The organism is Quatrionicoccus australiensis, assembly GCF_020510425.1.
Lineage (GTDB): Bacteria > Pseudomonadota > Gammaproteobacteria > Burkholderiales > Rhodocyclaceae > Azonexus > Azonexus australiensis_A.
The window spans coordinates 82,645-99,863 of record NZ_JAHBAH010000002.1; the positions used below are offsets into that span (position 1 = coordinate 82,645).

16 protein-coding genes and 2 pseudogenes are annotated in these 17,219 nt (G+C 53.4%); 10 read left to right on the forward strand and 8 right to left on the reverse strand.

Annotation, left to right across the window (positions count from 1 at the left end; translation table 11 throughout):
- The first annotated feature begins 666 nt into the window (after positions 1 to 666).
- From KIG99_RS20320 to KIG99_RS20330, 3 genes are all read left to right on the forward strand, one after another.
- Positions 667 to 1,872 (forward strand): Fic family protein, encoded by a 1,206-nt coding sequence (locus KIG99_RS20320; RefSeq protein ID WP_226461930.1) that lies wholly within the window; start codon positions 667 to 669, stop codon positions 1,870 to 1,872.
- Between the two features lie 27 nt (positions 1,873 to 1,899).
- The gene (locus tag KIG99_RS20325) at positions 1,900 to 3,165 is read left to right on the forward strand and encodes a hypothetical protein (RefSeq protein ID WP_226461931.1); all 1,266 of its coding nucleotides are present in this window, start codon (positions 1,900 to 1,902) and stop codon (positions 3,163 to 3,165) included.
- A 190-nt stretch (positions 3,166 to 3,355) separates the two neighbouring features.
- A complete protein-coding gene (locus tag KIG99_RS20330; RefSeq protein ID WP_226461932.1) occupies positions 3,356 to 3,685 on the forward strand; it encodes a hypothetical protein in 330 nt (109 codons plus the stop codon).
- A 207-nt stretch (positions 3,686 to 3,892) separates the two neighbouring features.
- On the opposite strand, the gene KIG99_RS20335 is transcribed toward KIG99_RS20330, so the two are convergent.
- The gene (locus tag KIG99_RS20335) at positions 3,893 to 4,693 is read right to left on the reverse strand and encodes a hypothetical protein (protein ID WP_226461933.1); all 801 of its coding nucleotides are present in this window, start codon (positions 4,691 to 4,693) and stop codon (positions 3,893 to 3,895) included.
- A gap of 1,024 nt (positions 4,694 to 5,717) precedes the next feature.
- Here KIG99_RS20335 and KIG99_RS20340 point away from each other — a divergent pair.
- The 5 genes from KIG99_RS20340 (at position 5,718) to KIG99_RS20360 (ending at position 10,279) form a co-directional block, all read left to right on the forward strand.
- A complete protein-coding gene (locus KIG99_RS20340) occupies positions 5,718 to 7,052 on the forward strand; it encodes a replication initiation protein (RefSeq protein ID WP_226461934.1) in 1,335 nt (444 codons plus the stop codon).
- 114 nt (positions 7,053 to 7,166) lie between these two features.
- Complete coding sequence (locus tag KIG99_RS20345; protein ID WP_226461935.1) at positions 7,167 to 8,246, forward strand: ParA family protein; 1,080 nt, start codon at positions 7,167 to 7,169, stop codon at positions 8,244 to 8,246.
- A gap of 11 nt (positions 8,247 to 8,257) precedes the next feature.
- Positions 8,258 to 9,241, forward strand: coding sequence for a ParB/RepB/Spo0J family partition protein (locus KIG99_RS20350; protein ID WP_226461936.1), 984 nt, complete (start codon positions 8,258 to 8,260; stop codon positions 9,239 to 9,241).
- Positions 9,242 to 9,672: 431 nt separating this feature from the next.
- Positions 9,673 to 9,891 (forward strand): hypothetical protein, encoded by a 219-nt coding sequence (locus KIG99_RS20955; RefSeq protein WP_455431262.1) that lies wholly within the window; start codon positions 9,673 to 9,675, stop codon positions 9,889 to 9,891.
- Between the two features lies 1 nt (position 9,892).
- Positions 9,893 to 10,279 carry a hypothetical protein gene (locus KIG99_RS20360; RefSeq protein ID WP_226461938.1) on the forward strand — a complete coding sequence of 129 codons (387 nt, stop codon included), beginning with the start codon at positions 9,893 to 9,895 and terminating at the stop codon, positions 10,277 to 10,279.
- On the opposite strand, the gene KIG99_RS20825 is transcribed toward KIG99_RS20360, so the two are convergent.
- The 6 genes and pseudogenes from KIG99_RS20825 to KIG99_RS20390 all read right to left on the reverse strand — a co-directional run.
- On the reverse strand, positions 10,207 to 12,117 hold the full coding sequence (locus KIG99_RS20825; protein ID WP_319002425.1) for a tyrosine-type recombinase/integrase: 1,911 nt from the start codon (positions 12,115 to 12,117) through the stop codon (positions 10,207 to 10,209). The two genes, KIG99_RS20360 and KIG99_RS20825, sit on opposite strands and share 73 nt — an antisense overlap.
- Positions 12,118 to 12,484: 367 nt before the next feature.
- Positions 12,485 to 12,673, reverse strand: a pseudogene (locus KIG99_RS20375) (transposase); the annotation flags it as partial.
- 219 nt (positions 12,674 to 12,892) lie between these two features.
- Entirely contained in the window at positions 12,893 to 13,225 is a 333-nt protein-coding gene (locus KIG99_RS20380; RefSeq protein ID WP_226461939.1) for a helix-turn-helix domain-containing protein, read from the reverse strand.
- Positions 13,222 to 13,569 carry a type II toxin-antitoxin system RelE/ParE family toxin gene (locus KIG99_RS20385; RefSeq protein ID WP_226461940.1) on the reverse strand — a complete coding sequence of 116 codons (348 nt, stop codon included), beginning with the start codon at positions 13,567 to 13,569 and terminating at the stop codon, positions 13,222 to 13,224. Before KIG99_RS20385 ends, KIG99_RS20380 begins: the two co-directional genes overlap by 4 nt.
- A 220-nt stretch (positions 13,570 to 13,789) precedes the next feature.
- A complete protein-coding gene (locus KIG99_RS20715; protein WP_264180624.1) occupies positions 13,790 to 13,924 on the reverse strand; it encodes a hypothetical protein in 135 nt (44 codons plus the stop codon).
- A gap of 734 nt (positions 13,925 to 14,658) precedes the next feature.
- Positions 14,659 to 14,734 (reverse strand): annotated as a pseudogene (locus KIG99_RS20390) (transposase); the annotation flags it as partial.
- Positions 14,735 to 14,851: 117 nt separating this feature from the next.
- Between KIG99_RS20390 and KIG99_RS20395 the strand changes: the two are divergent.
- Entirely contained in the window at positions 14,852 to 15,304 is a 453-nt protein-coding gene (locus tag KIG99_RS20395) for an antitoxin PaaA2 family protein (protein ID WP_226461941.1), read from the forward strand.
- A complete protein-coding gene (locus KIG99_RS20400; protein WP_226461942.1) occupies positions 15,301 to 15,576 on the forward strand; it encodes a type II toxin-antitoxin system RelE/ParE family toxin in 276 nt (91 codons plus the stop codon). Before KIG99_RS20395 ends, KIG99_RS20400 begins: the two co-directional genes overlap by 4 nt.
- 1,331 nt (positions 15,577 to 16,907) lie before the next feature.
- On the opposite strand, the gene KIG99_RS20405 is transcribed toward KIG99_RS20400, so the two are convergent.
- Positions 16,908 to 17,216: a DMT family transporter gene (locus KIG99_RS20405; RefSeq protein ID WP_264180625.1), complete on the reverse strand. Its 309-nt coding sequence runs from the start codon at positions 17,214 to 17,216 to the stop codon at positions 16,908 to 16,910.
- Positions 17,217 to 17,219 lie beyond the last annotated feature (3 nt).

Sequence of the window (17,219 nt, forward strand, 5' to 3'; positions counted from 1 at the left end):
CATGCTGCTGAGTTATCGAACGCCGTTCTCAAACGAAGTCTGGCCTGTGCCGATCGAAGCGGTCATTGGCGAGGTCGATCGTGAATGACTCAGATCGACCCGACGTAACCAAGATGAAGAAGCTGTCATGCCCAGTCTGAAAATGGCAATGGCCGGTCTGTACTCAGCACCGGCCATTTTCCATTGAGGTCGCCACCGGCCGCTTTGGCCGAGGTGCTGTCTGTTGCTGCTCGCATGAGACCGGATCTCGGCCAATCCGGCCGTTCAGGGATTGCTACGCGGCGGTCCGCAGTGGGCCGAATACCTGCCGGTCAGTACCAAAGCCGGGCGAACGGCAGCTTTCTCTTTCGATGAATGCGTTCTCAGCCCAAAGCCGTCATAGGCCATCTTGAAAACCGAACGTTCAGGAACGTTGAAGTTCAGCCGACGGGCAAAAGCGCAGCTTTTGGCCGGTCGACTGCAACGCAGTGTTGGGCGCACAACTAAGCAATGTCAGCCCCGCTGGCAAACCCGAACGAAACCGCGGAGGCGGCCAAAAAACCGAACGGGCGGGTTTAGCGCGCGTGGCCTACAAATTCCACCGCACAATTTCTTGCTTTAGTAAAATAAACCCTTATAAATTTAATTAGTCTCCGCCATTAATTAAGCGGCCTTAACTAAGCGCCCATGCCCACCACTCAGACCGACCAGTCCCAAGACCCGAACGCCACGCGGATCGGGCGCCTCGTCATGACCGTCGCTTTCAACGAAACCATGAACGCCTACGTGCCGCAGCCGCTTCCCCCGTCGCCGCCCCTGGTCCTCTCCGACGAGCTGCTGAACCGCCTGAGCGAGGCTGACCGGGCCGTCGGGCGGCTGGACGGCGTGGCCATGCTGCTACCGGACAAGGCCCTATTCCTCTACATGTACGTCCGAAAGGAAGCCGTACTTTCTTCCCAGATCGAGGGAACGCAGTCCACGCTCGACGAGCTGCTCCGTTACGAGAACGAGGCGCTGGCAGGCAAGCCACTCGACGACATCACGGAAGTTTCGAACTACGTCGACGCGATGATGTACGGCCTCGAACGCCTGAAAGATCCCAAGGGCCTGCCGCTGTGCCTGCGGCTGCTGCGGGAGATGCACGCGCGCCTGCTCCAGAAGGGGCGCGGTGAAAACAAGGATCCTGGCGAATTCCGCCGCTCGCAGAACTGGCTTGGCGGAACCCGTCCGGGCAACGCCCAGTTCGTCCCGCCGCCGGTCAACGAAATGGATGCATGCCTGAGCGACCTGGAGCGCTTCATGCAGGACGACTCGCGGCCCATCCCGCCGCTCGTGAAAGCCGGCCTGCTCCACGTCCAGTTCGAAACGATCCATCCTTTCCTCGACGGCAACGGACGCCTCGGACGCCTGCTGATCGCGCTCTTCCTGGTCGATAAAGGGGTGCTGCGCGAACCGCTGCTCTACCTAAGCCTCTACCTGAAAACCCGGCGGGAGGACTATTACCGGCTCCTGCAGGAGGTCCGCGTGAAAGGAAACTGGGAAACCTGGCTGGAGTTTTTCCTCGAGGGCGTCGCCTACACCGCCAACAACGCCTACGAAAGCGCCATGGGCATCGTCTCCCTCTTCCGGAGCGACCGCGAGCGGATCGCCGCCGCCGGCGACCAGACCAATTCGATGCTCCGCATCCACGAACTGTTGCAGATCCACCCGTTCCTGAACGCCGCGCAGGCGCAGCGGAAAACGGGCCTGAGCGCCCCGACGGTCAACAAGGCGTTCGAGGGCCTCGAAGGGCTCGGAATCGTCCACGAGGTGACCGGCAAGCAGCGCGGCCGGGTCTTCGCGTACGGAGCCTTCCTCGACATCCTCGACGCCGGCACCGACGTCGCGGCGTAATTGCCGGCATTAACCCAAGGGCGAGCCATGATCAAATACGTCGAAAAAAGCTCAGGCCTCCTGTTTTCCACGCACGATCTCCACGCGATCATGGGCAGTCAAACGGCCGCCATGCGCGCTGAGGTCAACGCCATGGATCCGAACCGCCTGCTCAACACTTCTCCGGCGGACCTGGCCCAATACCTTGCCGAAAAGTACCGCCTCCGCGCGCCAAGCCTCATTCGCGACGCTTGGTCGGCAGCGGAAACGGAAACACGGATAGATGTTCGACACGACCAGCGCCGGCACGTTTCGGACCGCAGCCGACCTTGCCTAGTTCCTGGCCAGCGGATCGACGTCGAAGTGCCGATCGACGGCGACGCGGAACTGATGTACGCCCGGGCGAGCACTTTCAACTTCTCCCCTCCCCGCGCCACCGTGCGCGGCGGATCGCTGTTTCTCGTGATCGAAATCCCCCACGACTCGGGAGACCGGAACCTGCGCGGCGAAATCGACAGCACGCTCGCCGCCGTGGACGAGCACCTAGGCTGGATCCGAAACGACCTGGCGGGTTTCAACGCGTCCTTACCGGGCGCGGCTACCCAAGCAGTATCCGACCGCAGACAACGCGTACTGGCGAACCAGGGCCGTGCCGCCGCCTTGGGCATCCCTTTAAAAAGACGTGACGGCGCTCCCGCGACGTACGCGGTCCCAGACGTCCGCAAAAGGGCGGTCCCGAAGCTTCCGGCTGCCGCGTCCCTTCCGTACGAACCGGAGCCGATCCTTGAAACGGAACACTACGAGCACGTGCTGGAAGTGGTCCAGAACATGGTCCAGGTCATGGAGCGAAGCCCTTCGTCCTTCTCCCACATGGGCGAGGAAGCACTCCGGGACCACTTCCTCGTGCAGCTTAACGGCCATTTCGAAGGGCGGGCGACAGGCGAGACTTTCAATTACGGCGGAAAAACGGACATTCTCCTCCGGGAAAACGGTCGTAACGTCTTCATCGCCGAATGCAAGTTCTGGAAGGGCCCGAAACACTACCAGGAGACGATCGACCAACTGCTCGGGTACTCGTCCTGGCGCGACGCGAAGGTAGCGATCCTGGTTTTTAACCGGGGAACGGCGGCCTCGACCGTCCTCGCCGGCGTCCGGGAACGGACGGAATCCCACCCGAACCGGAAACGGACGACGGAATGGAAGCACGAAAGCGGATACCGCTACGTCTTCCACCATCCTGGCGATACGAACCGGGAACTCACGCTCACCGTTCTCGTTTTCGACGTCCCCGAGGATCCGGGCAAGCGAGGCTGAAGGATTCCGGGCTAGTTAGCCCGGATCCTTTGAATAGCCGCGTAATCGGCATCGATGCCGAAAATCGCCTTTATGAGTTGCGGCCGGACGTACATGTCGTACGGCGACCGGAACGAGTCGAACCCGACCAACGTTACGAATACCGACCGGAGAAGCGGGATAACATTCAGTTTTTTCCGGGGCCAAGCCGATGCATTTCGAAAGTTGGAAATGGACCGGAAAGCAGATCCTGCGCGAGTTCTGGATTCACCTGCTCACTACGCCGGCATGGAAGGCGTACGCCTTGTGGGGGAAGACGAGTAGCATGGCCTTGTCAGGAAACCTGAGGACGGTCTCGAAATTGGTCGGTGCCGGGATGGACCGGATCGCCGACGGGCTGTACGTCAACCTGCTCAAGCCGATGGAATTGGTAGCCCGCGCCAATATCGATCGCCATGGCCGATACGAAACCTCCCGAACATTGCGCAGAACTTCTAGATTTCTGAGCGGTACGGAATGCCCTGTGCAGAATATCACCTGAGTTAACCATGTCTTCTCATCAATGCTGACCGGTAAATATCTGGCTCCAGACCAATTCGACATAGCAACAATGGAAATGCCACCAGGCAAGTTCGGCCAAGGGCAGCCTGACGATCTCGGCACTTAAGGGACCTATAGTTATCCTCAGGGTCAATCTTGAATGATTTTCGGAACTTCGGGACATGCGTCATTGGATCTCCCCGAAAATTCAATCGTTGCCGTAGGGATCTGCAATGATGAAGCGAAATCCGATGTTGTCGTTTGGCCAGAGCGAAAACATGCGTTTGGCCAACGAAACCCCTTTGTCTGTATCGCGCTCAGCGAGATAACCCAGTACCAGCCCGTGTGCCAGGCGGTGAAATGGCCGGTTGGATAGGCACGCGTACGGCATCAGCAATTCCTTGGCCTTGTGCTCGTCGGTGCACTTGGCAATCATCTCGAAGATCGATGCAACCAGCGGCTCCGCGAGACTGATGGCCTTTTTGTTCTGCCCGATATGGACGTAGGCTCCAACCCGAAAGGCAAATCCGTCGAGGAACGCCGGTTCCTGCTTGGTAAGTTTGTCGGCGAGACGAAGCAGTTTGTTGAGCGACGTCGGCGAGTAGTCGTCAAAGTCGCCCGTGAGCCCGCCTTCCATATCGCAAGCCTCGTCGAATTGGTCCGTCACCTTGTCTAGGATATTTTCCCCAGAATATCCGGTAACGTTTAAGCCTAATTGGCCATAGGCCATCTTTTTGGGCCTCTTAGCGTTGCCATTAAGGTCGTATATGGGCCAGGACTCAACGCCTTGGTAGGCAACAAACAATGCTCCGAGTCCGGGAGAGTCTGGCCGTTTCTGATCTGTTCCCTTGTGAGCTTCCGACATTGCGTGAAAGCTAGGATACCCGTGAGTTCTGGCAATCAGTTCCTGAAAATCGGCAAGTTTGCCCCCTTCGGGGTGTTCTGCGAGGAAGGCAGGGAAAAGACGGCGAAGGTTTTTCGCCTGCTTTTTGGCTTGTTCAATCGACATGATCCATTCCATAAACTATGGCGGTGACAAGGTAGTAAGCCCGCTTTCTACGCCACGTATAACGCCAAGGTTATGAACATGGAGAGAGGGAAATCTTCGTTCCGGAACCCATCAGGTTTCGCCGTTACGGGCGGCAGGCAATCCGTGATGCCTTCGTCCATTATGCTTTCCAGGATAGGAGTGTCAAGACAGCCATGTCGTCATCAACTGGAGTTGGCGATGTCATCTACAATCCATTCGAATAACTGCTAATCAGGCTCAATAACAGCTCGTTGCCCAGGTAGAGGACGGCATGTACTACTTGGTTGGATGGACTCGTGTATGTCTACTAAGGAGCGATTTAGCCGTCAAACGTGCGTTCTTTGCTAAGCCATCTACCGATATTGTTTCCCGTAGATGCTCACCTATCCCTGTGGGTGGAGAGAGTGCTGGTGGTAGATTTCAATATTGACGGTTGTTAATAAAACAGTAAGCACTTACATACAAATTCACGAAAAGGCTCACCTGAACATAATTATGGCGATATAGGTGAGCGATACGGGAAATAAGAGAGTTCGCTTAGTAGCTTTGCAAGCTGCTTGAGGTGAGCTTTTAAGGAAACAACAAAAAAACACTCCCCTATTGAGTGCTTTATTGAGTTAACAAGCTTAAGTAAACAAGATTAAGCTAGCTCAAACCCTTGTGGCACAAGGCTTCCAGAGCGTTTTGGTGAGCGCTACAGGAAATGAATGACTTTAAGGTGAGCTTGGCAGGAAAATGAATGTTCCTGGGTGAGCGATCAAGGAAATTTAGGTGAGGCCCACGGGAAATCAGCGACTTAAAGTGAGCGATCCAGGAAATGAGCGCGGTTCCTGTGTCTAGGTGAGCTGTACAGGAAACATTCTTGGGTGAGCCAAAAAGGAAATGATATTGGCGCACCTTTAAGGTGAGGGATAAAGGAAATATTGATAGGTGAGTTATAAGTGAAATGCGCTTGATCTCAGGTGATTGCACCAAACTCACCTATAGTGCATGATGCTAAATCATGGCTCAAAACCCAAACACTTCCGGTACCGAAAAGGCGACAGCAGTAGTTGTCGCAGATCGCGCTCGCGAGGTCAGAAAGCACAATACAGAGATTGGCTATCGAGTCCAATCCGGGCACTTGTCGCTGCTGAGCCGGAAGATGATCAACGTCTTGCTGTACTACGCACAGCGTATGCGCGGAGAAGAGGACGCTGAAGGTAAATACTGGGTTGAAGTGTCCAAGATCGTCAAGGACGCAAAATTTAACTCGCGAGACTACGAGTTGTTGCGCGAAAGCCTCGATGAGCTGCAATCGGTCAAGATTATTCGACAGACAGAAAACGGCGGCATTACGTCCGACGTGCTGATCCCCAGCTTTACGATCGACAACATGGTCCACTCAACCAACGAGGCGCTGTCCACCGGTCAGAAAAAGCGAGGAGGAAAACTAATCGTCGGCTTTTCGCTTCCGGTTGGCGTCAAAGAGTTGCTTCTCAATCCGAAAAGCAACTACACGGTGCTTCCGATCAACTACGTCGCTAGCCTACGGACAATTGGTGGTCTGGTTCTGTACGAGATCACCAAGCGCTATTCCACGAACCCGTCAGGAGTTACCAATCGCGAGACCTGGCAGTGGTGGTGGAGGATTCTCACCGGGGCCGCGGATGGAGCAACGCACCCGGAATACAAATATTTCAAGCGCGACGTTATCAAGAAGGCTGTTGATGAAATCAATTCGGTCACCGATCTTCGCATCGAGCTGATTGAGTTCAAGGAAGGGCGCTGGATCAAGGATCTGCAATTTACCGTTGAGCTGGCCAAGCAGGGCAGCTTTGACCTCGATCCGCCGCCGATCGATAACACGCTGCTGTCTCGCATTACAGCCCTTGGCGTCTCAACCTCCGAGGCGGAAAAACTCATTTCCAAGCACGGCGAAGATGAGCTGAAGGCCAACCTCGAAGTTGTCGAAGAGCGAGTATCGAAGCCCAACTTGCCTCAACTCGATTCTCCGGCTGCGTACCTCAAGACAGCCCTCAAAAACCGCTACGGTGACGGTCGAAAGGCTCAGAAAGAGGCTAGCACCAAGCAAGCAGAGAAGGTGGCCAAGAAGGTTGCCGAGACAAATGCAGCAGCAGAAGAGGAACAAAATCTTCGCAGAAGCCTTGCAAACGAGGCTAGGGACCGGTTTGAGGCACTTTCCGAACAGGAACAACAGGAACTACTCAGTCGCTTCATAGAGACGCTAAAAGGCCCTGCGCTTACGTCTTTTCGGAAGTCCGGACTCAAGACACAACTGGTCTCGGCAACATTCAACGGCTGGTTGGTAGAGGCTTTTGCTCTATCGGGCGCTTAAACCGTGTTGTTTCGATTTTTCAACAACAATATTAAATAATCGCAATATCCTATTGTTATCGTGATGGATGTCATATAGCATGACAGCCATTGTTATTCGCAATGGGGTTAAAATATGTCGGAAACACAAGCAGTTAGCGCTCTCCGCGACCCGACTTTCCGTGGAAAGTTTGTTTGTGATGCTTTGGTGTGGCCTTCCATCTCTCTCCACATACTGAAAAAACTGACAGGAAAAGAGACGGGCGATGGCGCTCGGCATGTATATCGTCCTGCGGATGTACGAAAGCTAAAGCTTGCCCAGTACGAAAACGAAGAATCGTCGGTCAATCGTAAGCCCCCACCGGTTGTGAATTGCCGCATGGCCAAGGGCGGAACAGGTAAGACAACTGTTGCTGCCAATCTAGGAACTGCGTTCTCGTTCATGGGCTACAAGACCCTGATGATCGACGCTGATCCTCAAGCCTCCCTGACCAACATGATGGGAATTGACGCCTCCTCCGAGGACATCACGCACATCGGGCACCTGATGGAGCAGTTTGTTGGAAACAAGGGCCATGTTGACGTTGCCTCAGCAGTTCGCAATGTCTTTTCGGAAGGTATGCTGGACATCATTCCCGCTGATATCACCCTGACTAACGCAGATGGCTGGTTGATGAACCAGATGCAACGTGAGACTGTGTTCGATCGCCTTCTGGTAAGCAATAAGGACTTCTTTGAGCAATACGACGTAATCGTTGTCGACTCTGCTCCCGGTACGTCGCTTCTCTCGATGAATATCATGGTAGCTACCCGTACGCAGCTCGCTGTGTGTTGGCTCGATCGCGAAAATCTCAAGGCCTTGCCGATCCTTCTTGGTAATGTCGATGAGATCAATGCTGCTTACCCGAACCATGCTTCAGACGTTGAGATTGTCGCTAACGGTTATTCTGCGATCTACAAGCAATCGAAGGAAGCGCTGGAGGTGTTGGTTGCTAAGTATCCGCACCAGCTCAATGAGAACGTGATCCAGCAATTCTCTGGTTTTCATCGTCAGCAAGCGCTGCCCGGTGGTGAATGCAAAGGAGCCGTTGTTGAGCAAGACCAAAGCTCTCCTGGTGCAAAGGCCATGCTTGATCTGGCCAAGTCGCTTCTAGGTCGATACAAGATTACGCTTGCCGGATTCGACGAGTCGATTCCATCTACACGCGGCAACTAAGGGAGATTGCCATGGCTAAGCTCAGCGGTTTGATTGGTAGCGGCAAGGTTGGCAAGGCTGACCAGAAGGTGGTCGATGCGATGCCGGATGCACCGGCTGCTGCCGCGCTAGACTCTAGCAATGAAGCGTCAACTCCTGAGGCGCTAGACTCTAGCACTCATGCTACTGTCGCCAAGACCAAGGCCGCGCTAGACTCTAGCACTGCCAAAACAGCCGTTACCGAGATGGCAGTTTCCTGCATTCGCCCTTCTCCGTACCAAGTGCGAGCCGTGGCTGACACCGACTACATCGAAACGTTGATGGCCAGTGTCGCCCAGTCTGGCGTTATCAGCCCAATCGTTGTTCGAGCGCTAGACTCTAGCATCCACGAAGTTATTGCTGGCCACCATCGCCTTGAGGCATGCCGTCGTCTCGGCCATTCCAGTGTGCCGGTTGTTGTTCGCAAAATGACCGATGCTCAGGCGGCATGTGCGCTGACCTCCGATAACTTCGTACGCAAAGAACTGTCGGATTACGAGCGCTACAAGCATGCAAAGCTCCTAAAGGATCACGAGTTCTGCAAAACGAACAGTGAGATCGGGCAGGTTCTGGGCGTGTCTCGCCAACTCGTTGGCTTCCTCTTTGGTTTCGATGATTTCCCGGCTGGTGCAAAAGCGATCCTCGAAGTGAACCCCAAGATTCTTGGTGCCACTCAAGCCAATGAACTTAGGGATATCGCCCGTGAGGAACCGGATGTTTTCACCGAGGCGATTGCTCTGCTGGCTGAGGAAAAGCTGCGTCAGAACCAGATTCGCCAATGGGTCGAGTCGAAGTTTAGATCTGCGTCGGTTCGTATGCAGCGCCGCCAAGAAATCAAAATCCAGAAGCCCGGTTTGCGCTCGCCAATCAAGCTGACCTACACTGACCGCGAAGCAAAAATTCAGGCTGAAGGCCTGGATGTCGAGAAGCTCAAGAAGCTGATTGAAGACAACCTGGACAGCTTGATTACTCAATAGCTAACGCCCTACGGGGCGTTTTTGTTGAAGCAAGGTTGGCAAGGCTGACCGGAATGGTCGATGCGATGCCGGATGCACCGGCTGCTGCCGCGCTAGACTCTAGCAATGAAGCGTCAACTCCTGAGGCGCTAGACTCTAGCACTCATGCTACTGTCGCCAAGACCAAGGCCGCGCTAGACTCTAGCACTGCCAAAACAGCCGTTACCGAGATGGCAGTTTCCTGCATTCGCCCTTCTCCGTACCAAGTGCGAGCCGTGGCTGACACCGACTACATCGAAACGTTGATGGCCAGTGTCGCCCAGTCTGGCGTTATCAGCCCAATCGTTGTTTGAGCGCTAGACTCTAGCATCCACGAAGTTATTGCTGGCCACCATCGCCTTGAGGCGTGCCGTCGTCTCGGCCATTCCAGTGTGCCGGTTGTTGTTCGCAAAATGACCGATGCTCAGGCGGCATGTGCGCTGACCTCCGATAACTTCGTACGCAAAGAGCTGTCGGATTACGAGCGCTACAAGCATGCAAAGCTCCTAAAGGATCGCGAGTTCTGCAAAACGAATAGTGAGATCGGGCAGGTTCTGGGCGTGTCTCGCCAACTCGTTGGCTTCCGAATTGGCTTCGATGTTTTCTCGGTTGGTGCAAAAGCGATCACTTGAAGTGACCCCAAAGACTCTTGGTGCCACTCAGGCCAATGAACTTAGGGATATCGCCCGTGAGGAAGCCGAGGCAAAGAGAGATAGCGATCGCCTTTATGCCGAAGAGGCGCGTCTGAATGTAATGGTTGTTGAGTTGTTTGGAAAAAGTCCGAAGAAGCCAGATGTGGTTAGCTTTTCAGCCGATCTGGCTGAATCAACGCTTTTTTGCAAAGCCAATCGAAACAAGCCTCGCGGGCTGATCGACACCTTTGGCAACTCAGGTCTCGTCCGGGATCTTGTCCATCATGCCAAATTAATGTTGATTAGCGGTTTTTCTCAAGACAGCTGGGCAAAGGCCATCAGTTTCTCAACGGCGGATTTCCGCCGTTTTCTACTTGCATGGGTGTAGATCGCGGTAACGGCGACGCTGCTATGCCCGAGGTTCTCCTGCACCTCATGGATCTCTGCTCCGGCTTCCAATGCGTGCGTGGCGTGCGTGTGGCGCAGCCAATGCGTTGAAGCCTGGATCAAGTGCCCGGCATCCATCGCTGTTTCCATTTTTGAGGCAGCAATCTTGAAATGGGCTTTGAACATCCGGTAGATCTGGGACTCGGACATTGGCTGCCGTTCGTAGAAGTCTTTTTTCTTGACCCGCCATGAGCCATCGCCAAGGGTCAGGAAAATCCGTTGTCCTTCAGGCCATGATGCAACATCACGACCAAGGCCAATCACCTCTCCGTAATGGGACATAGCTGCCATGACTGCATTCGGAATCGGCACAGTCCGGAGCTTGTTTCGCTTGCCAAGCACCTCGATGTCCCAGCCGTTTCCATCAAGCGCACGTTTGATGCCGGGATTAGGCTTACCTGGATATTCTTTATGCAAAGCTATGCGGGCTTCGGTAATTTCAGAAAGACGCAGACCCAGGCCATAGGCAAACACCAATGCAAGGTAGAGCCGGTGAAACTTTTCACTGCGATCCATCTCATTTGTGGCTGCAATGACTGTATGCCATTGCTCCATCGTGAGGCTGTGATCTGCGCGAATTTTCGCTTCAGGTGAGTAGTTACAGGAAACGCCATCCCACGGGTTGGAATCCAAATATTTCTGACGAACGAGCCATTCGCACATCGTTGTTAGAGTTGAGATTGCCTGCTTCTGACTGGTAGGTGACAACGGTCCGGCAAAGGGTTTCCAGTCGTCACACCATCGAGGCGTGGAGCGGGCACCGATCCAACGTTCTCGGGGCAGGTTCCAGAACCAGAGCTTCCCTTCCTCCAGAGAGTCGAGGAAATCCCGATAGCTGATGCAATCTTCTATAGTTGCGGAGGAGAGGGCTTTTTGACGCTCGAAGACCATCCAAAGCAGGAAGCGTTCAGCCTGCCCTCGATAACTGCGGACTGTGTGTTCCTTCGAGCCAATGCTCCTTAGCCACGTATTTATGGCGTCAAAGTCGTCTCGGGCTTCCATTTTGTTCGAATAACAACGGTTTGATCCGGAAATCCCGCTCAGATCGTTCGGGAGCATCAACCGCTCCATGGGAACAATGTCTGCTTCGAGAGGCATCAACCGTGGATTTGGCTTGGTAATAACAGGAAGGTTTTCCGACAGCATGAGCTTGTTCTCCGCCATCCAGCGCTGGATACGCTGGGCTGCGACAGGTCCGACTTTCGGCACCTTCCGGTACCAAAGCTGCCCACGCTTCTTCATGCTGTCTGCCAATTTGCGCAAATCCCCTAAGTCAGCGGCGATCAGACGCTCTGCAATTGCTTTCTCCAACCAGGCGTCCACAGGATCATCTTGCTTCGGATCTTCAGCAATCCAGTCTTCCAGCCAAGTCACCGTATCGCGCAGTTTTCGGATCAATCGCTCGTTGCGGTGAGCTTTACGGGAAATGGATTTGTCTGTTGCGGAACCGTAGCGCTCTTCGAAAAGCTCGACCAGCTCAGCTTCTGTGTAGAAAAAGTCCGGATCGACCTCGGCCTGAAAATCATTAAGGCTGACCGTTGGCTGGGTTTCGATGCGCTGGATTTGAGATGGAGAAAGCTTGAGCAGTCGCGCCAGTGGTGGCTTTGATTTACGAGCTGCCGAATACAGTTCGTCCTGCAACCAACGCAACGTTTGCTTTGCGCGAGGAAGATCACGCCCGGTGACCAGGTAGCGTTCGCCAAGGTCAGCAAGGTTCAAACCTTCAAGCCAGCCACGATAAAAGGCAAAGTGTGCGCCGTTGATTTTCCGGTCGGTCATCAGTAAGCCATTGAATCGATGTTAAGAAGTTCTTGCAACGTAATGAGAATACAGGAAAAACATAAAAATATAAACGCCTGATAATAACAATAATCAAGCATATAAATTATGTACTTTGATCCATGGCGAATTAACTAGGGGGTCTTAGGCTGCTTTTGCCCAATGCCCCGAAATGGTAAAAATAAGCTGAAGCTAATGGATAGGCAGGCGCCGCCCATAAACTGGCGTTATGTCTAGAAGTCGAGCGCCAGAGTAACAATCCCCCGGTAGAGCCGGTGGCCTTAATTATGTGAGCCGCTCAAAGCGGCTATGCGGGGACTCTAACGCGGCCCCGAATTCTTGGCGCCATCCTCTGGCGCCCCATCGGTCACACGAGATTGAACTGATCCAACCGCTCGTCCTCCTTCTCTTGATCTCGGATGCACTTCCGAATCACCCCTTCATCTCGCCCAACCGTCGACACGAAATATCCTCTTGCCCAGAAGTACTGAACGACAAAATTGCGCATTCGCTCTCCGTACACTCTGGCTATGTGGATCGCACTTTTACTGTTTATATTGATCGCTATGAGCACCTCTCCCAGTGCCATGTGGAGCTCGCCGCAATGCGGACAGAGGCGGGATATGGCCGCTGGCTCGGCTTTGATGTGGTATTCGTCCTCAAGCTCCTTCCGGTCAAGTTCTCGGAGGCCGGGGAGGTTCAGGATGCCAGTCATTTTGCGGATTTCAGATGTAAAAAACCCCCGGCAGCAGAACTGCGCGGGGGTTGGTGAGAATTACTGGACAGACAACTGAACGTGCTTGCCTGTCCTTGCCAGCATGTCCACCAATGCGTCAATGGTGAATTTAATGGCCTTCTTGTTGATTACGTCGGAAACACGCGGACGTGTCACGCCAAGAATCTCCGCCGCTTCAGCTTGCTTGAGCTTCTTCGCTTCAATCCATCCCGCCAGTTCGGTCATCAAGGAATCTTTGATGGACAGCTTTTCGGAGATGATTCGTTGCGATTCAGCCTTCAGCGCTGCCGCTTCTTTCGGTTCGAACCCCAAGTCTGCGAACACGTTGCCGCCGACAGGGGTAATGTGCATGGATTTGGTCTCGATGCTCATTTCTTACTCCTTTCCTGGATAACAGCCTTGTAGCGAGCGGCCGTAATGTCCTTGTCATGTTTGCTGGTTGAAGTCGTCTTCTTCTTGAAGCAGTGCAACACATAAACCGCTTCCGGAAACTTGGCGACGTACATTACGCGGAACCAACCGTCGTCGAGATTGATGCGGATTTCTTTCGTTCCCGCACCAACCACATCGAACGGCTTCCAGTCGTCGGGTTCAAGCCCTGCCTGAACCTGACTAAGCTGGTGTCCTGCCTCCTTGCGAGCATTAGGTGTGAAGATGTCGTCATCCTTGATGTCTCGCAGCGAAGACCCTCGCCAGTCAATCGGTTTCTCGCTCATATGCCTCCCTTACATTAGTGTATCAAATTTTGTACGCGATGCAAGGTCAGCCATGGCACGGACAGGGATTGCCCGTGCCGTCGTTGCAAGAACTGCATTTGGCCATTTCCGCAGACTCAGCAGCAAAGTTGTAGCCGTACTGCCAGGCTTGCAACAGAGCCGGCTCATCCCGGAACAGCGCAGGCGGCTCGTGCTCATCATTCCGGTAATAGCAAAGCCCTCATTCTTCAGCATCCCTCATTACGTCATACATTTCTTCAGAAGAAGCGTCAGACGGCATCAAGAGATTGGTAAACTTGGCTTGAACGTAAGCAATGCGGACTTTTAGCGTCCCGCCCAAAGAGGAAAGTGACACTTGAATAACTCCTTAAAAATACGCGGAGCCATACCCTATGCGGGCATAGCGTACCCGCAGGGTTTTGAGATTTGCGCCCTCAAGCTGTATAGCTCTTGAGCTTTCGTTTCTGACGAAACAGTGACGTTACAACTTGTATTGGCAGACCACGACCCTACAAAAAGTCGTGCTCAATTTTGACAGGCTGTGATGGCCGCAATAGCCCGGTGACAGCTCACCTTGCAAGGTGCTCAATGCACCTGAAAGCAAAGTCATCATACCGGGAGATATGCCGGCGTTCAACTACGCAGGGAGAGATGCACTACACAGGGTAGTCATCGCCAAACCCACAAGAATTTCCGGAGAATGAAGTTGCTGGCCGATGGCCGTAAAAATCAAAACCAACAACTTTTTCCGGATACCCCGAATTCATTATGACCATGCGCGAATACGCGCGGGCATCCGTCATGGATGTGGGTATTCGTATCTCAGGGGTTATGCTGGGCACGGTTGCGATTGGTGCAATTCAAGCGCTTTTATCTGCTATTGCAACCGTTATCAGTCGTCTTCCTCCTTGGTTGAAGATGGCTGTAATAGTTGCCGCTATCGTGGCCGTACTCCATCCGCGAACGCGAGTCTGGATTGCCGAACAATGGCGGTTGTATAGTCCGGCGGCCTTGAATGTCTGGAATGACCTTGCGCCAGCCATCATGAAATTTGGGCAGCTGGCACAAGCGAAGCGCTTTGCAGCTGAGGCACTACCTGTGACACCGCATACTTCGGCGGTATCGCAATCAGCATGTGAACATGATCTGACATCAGGTGCCCTTTGCCACCCCGGCATAGCCGGGGGATTTCCCGTGATGGTTTAAATCTGCGCTTGCAGATTTATTAAATGATCCGCACACTACTATCTATTGCTTGTCCATCACTACCGCAAGGTTTTTCATGAGCACACATACGATTGACACCGCCATGGCCCGGCGCCTGGTCGAAGCCAGCGCCATCATGGGTGCTTCCATCATTGGTTTGCCGGGTGGCTGGTCGGTCATGCTCAAACTCGGCATGACCGAAAAGCCGCTCGGCGTGCAGCGTACTGACAAACCGCGCACCTGGAGCAGCCTGGACACCTGCATGAACTACCTCAAGAACGAATTGCACATTGTTCGCGTCGACCTGCTCGATGCCAGCAACTACAGCGCAGGCGACGTGACCAAGAGCGCTAGGGCAGATTCTTCCGAGCGCATGAAACGCGCCCACGAGGCAGCCGCTTACGATAAGTGGTTTCGTGCCCAGGTGCAGGATGCCATTGACGATCCGCGGCCCAGCCTCCCTGGTCATCAAGTATCGGCCGATTTTGCGGTTCGCCGGAAAGCACTCAAGCAGGCCGCCGATAAATGATTCGCCTGGTCTGGCGACCGATGGCCTACGAGGACCGGGCGGCAATCATGGATTACATAGCCTTGGACAACCCCGGCGCGGCGCTGGAACTGGACGAGGAAATCGAGGCCAAAACCAATGTCCTGGTCAGTCATCCCAAGCTCTACAAGCCAGGCCGAATGAAGGGCACACGAGAAATGGTAATTCGGCCCAACTATGTTGTGGTCTATCGCGAGATGTCGGCCGAGGTCACTATCTTGCGGGTGCTTCACGCCGCTCGCCAGTGGCCGTAACAGGCTGTTTTTCCTTTTCGGGGCTTTGGGCAAAAAATGTCCGCAAAAGTGCATGCTTCTAAGATGCGATATTGGTTGGTTATCTCGTGTGATGCACTGGAGGAAGAGCGTTGTTTGGCGGTGTTCTTGGGCATAGCCAAGTGACGGGAAACAAACATATTCCGGTGGCGACGGTGGACAGGCCGAATTTATTCAACGCATCAGAGTGGTTACATCTTTTGTTAAGGTTTCGTACGATCCCCGGTCGGCCGTCAACTAGAGAGGATCTCATCTTCTTCAGCTTGATGGATGAGTTGCCTTCCGTTTAAGTGCACAGGGAGATTCTGTGAGCTATGGGGCCGATGCTGTTTGTACTCACCGTATGCCAAGAGGTTGAAGGATATAAATGCCGAGAACGATAAGCTCGAATTAGCTATAACCGATTGGTAATAATGACTATTTATTGAAAACCGCCATCGTTAATCTGCACCGGCACGATCGGCTTGTTGCGCTTATTTCGTGATCGCTCCTGATGCAAATTTGACGAAAACCGCCATCGTTAATCGGTGAAGGTCTCGTATAGTTAATTGTAACCAATTGATGATAATGACTATTTATTGAAAACCGCCATCGTTAATCTGCACCGGCACGATCGGCTTGTTGCGCTTATTTCGTGATCGCTCCTGATGCAAATTTGACGAAAACCGCCATCGTTAATCGGTGAAGGTCTCGTATAGTTAATTGTAACCAATTGATGATAATGACTATTTATTGAAAACCGCCATCGTTAATCTGCACCGGCACGATCGGCTTGTTGCGCTTATTTCGTGATCGCTCCTGATGCAAATTTGACGAAAACCGCCATCGTTAATCGGTGAAGGTCTCGTATAGTTAATTGTAACCAATTGATGATAATGACTATTTATTGAAAACCGCCATCGTTAATCTGCACCGGCACGATCGGCTTGTTGCGCTTATTTCGTGATCGCTCCTGATGCAAATTTGACGAAAACCACCATCGTTAATCGGTGAAGGTCTCGCATAGGCAATTGTAACCAATTGATGATAATGACTTTTTATTGAAAACCGCCATCGTTAATCGACACCGGCACGATCTGTTTGTGATCGGAAACAATATAATCTGTCGGACAGTAGATAAACAAAGCCCGGCATTTGCCAGGCTTTTTTTTGGACCTTCCACTGTTCGGCCAATGCTGACGTTGGCACTCCGAACAGATTCAGGCGGGAATGCGGCGGTGAACTGCCGTTCAAGTGTGCATCACGTCGAATACCAGCCTAACAATTCTGCTTGCTCTCACTATTACCCGTCACGAGCATCCGAGCGCAGGAGGTCAGTGAGCAAGCTTCAATGTTGCCACGCCAGCTACGATAAGCAGCACTCCGATGTATCTCATTACTGAGGACGGATCACCAAAAAATAGCACACCCACTAAAAAGGTTCCGGCAGCGCCTATCCCGGTCCAAACAGCATACGCCGTCCCCATAGGGATGTGACGTTGAGCTAGCCAGAGGAAAAATCCGCTGGCTGCCATAAACACCAGTGCTACCGCGATACCCTGCCAACGAGTTGCAGGCTCTTGCGCCCATTTCAACCCGACAGGCCATCCAATTTCCAGCAGTCCAGCCAGCAGCAAATACAACCA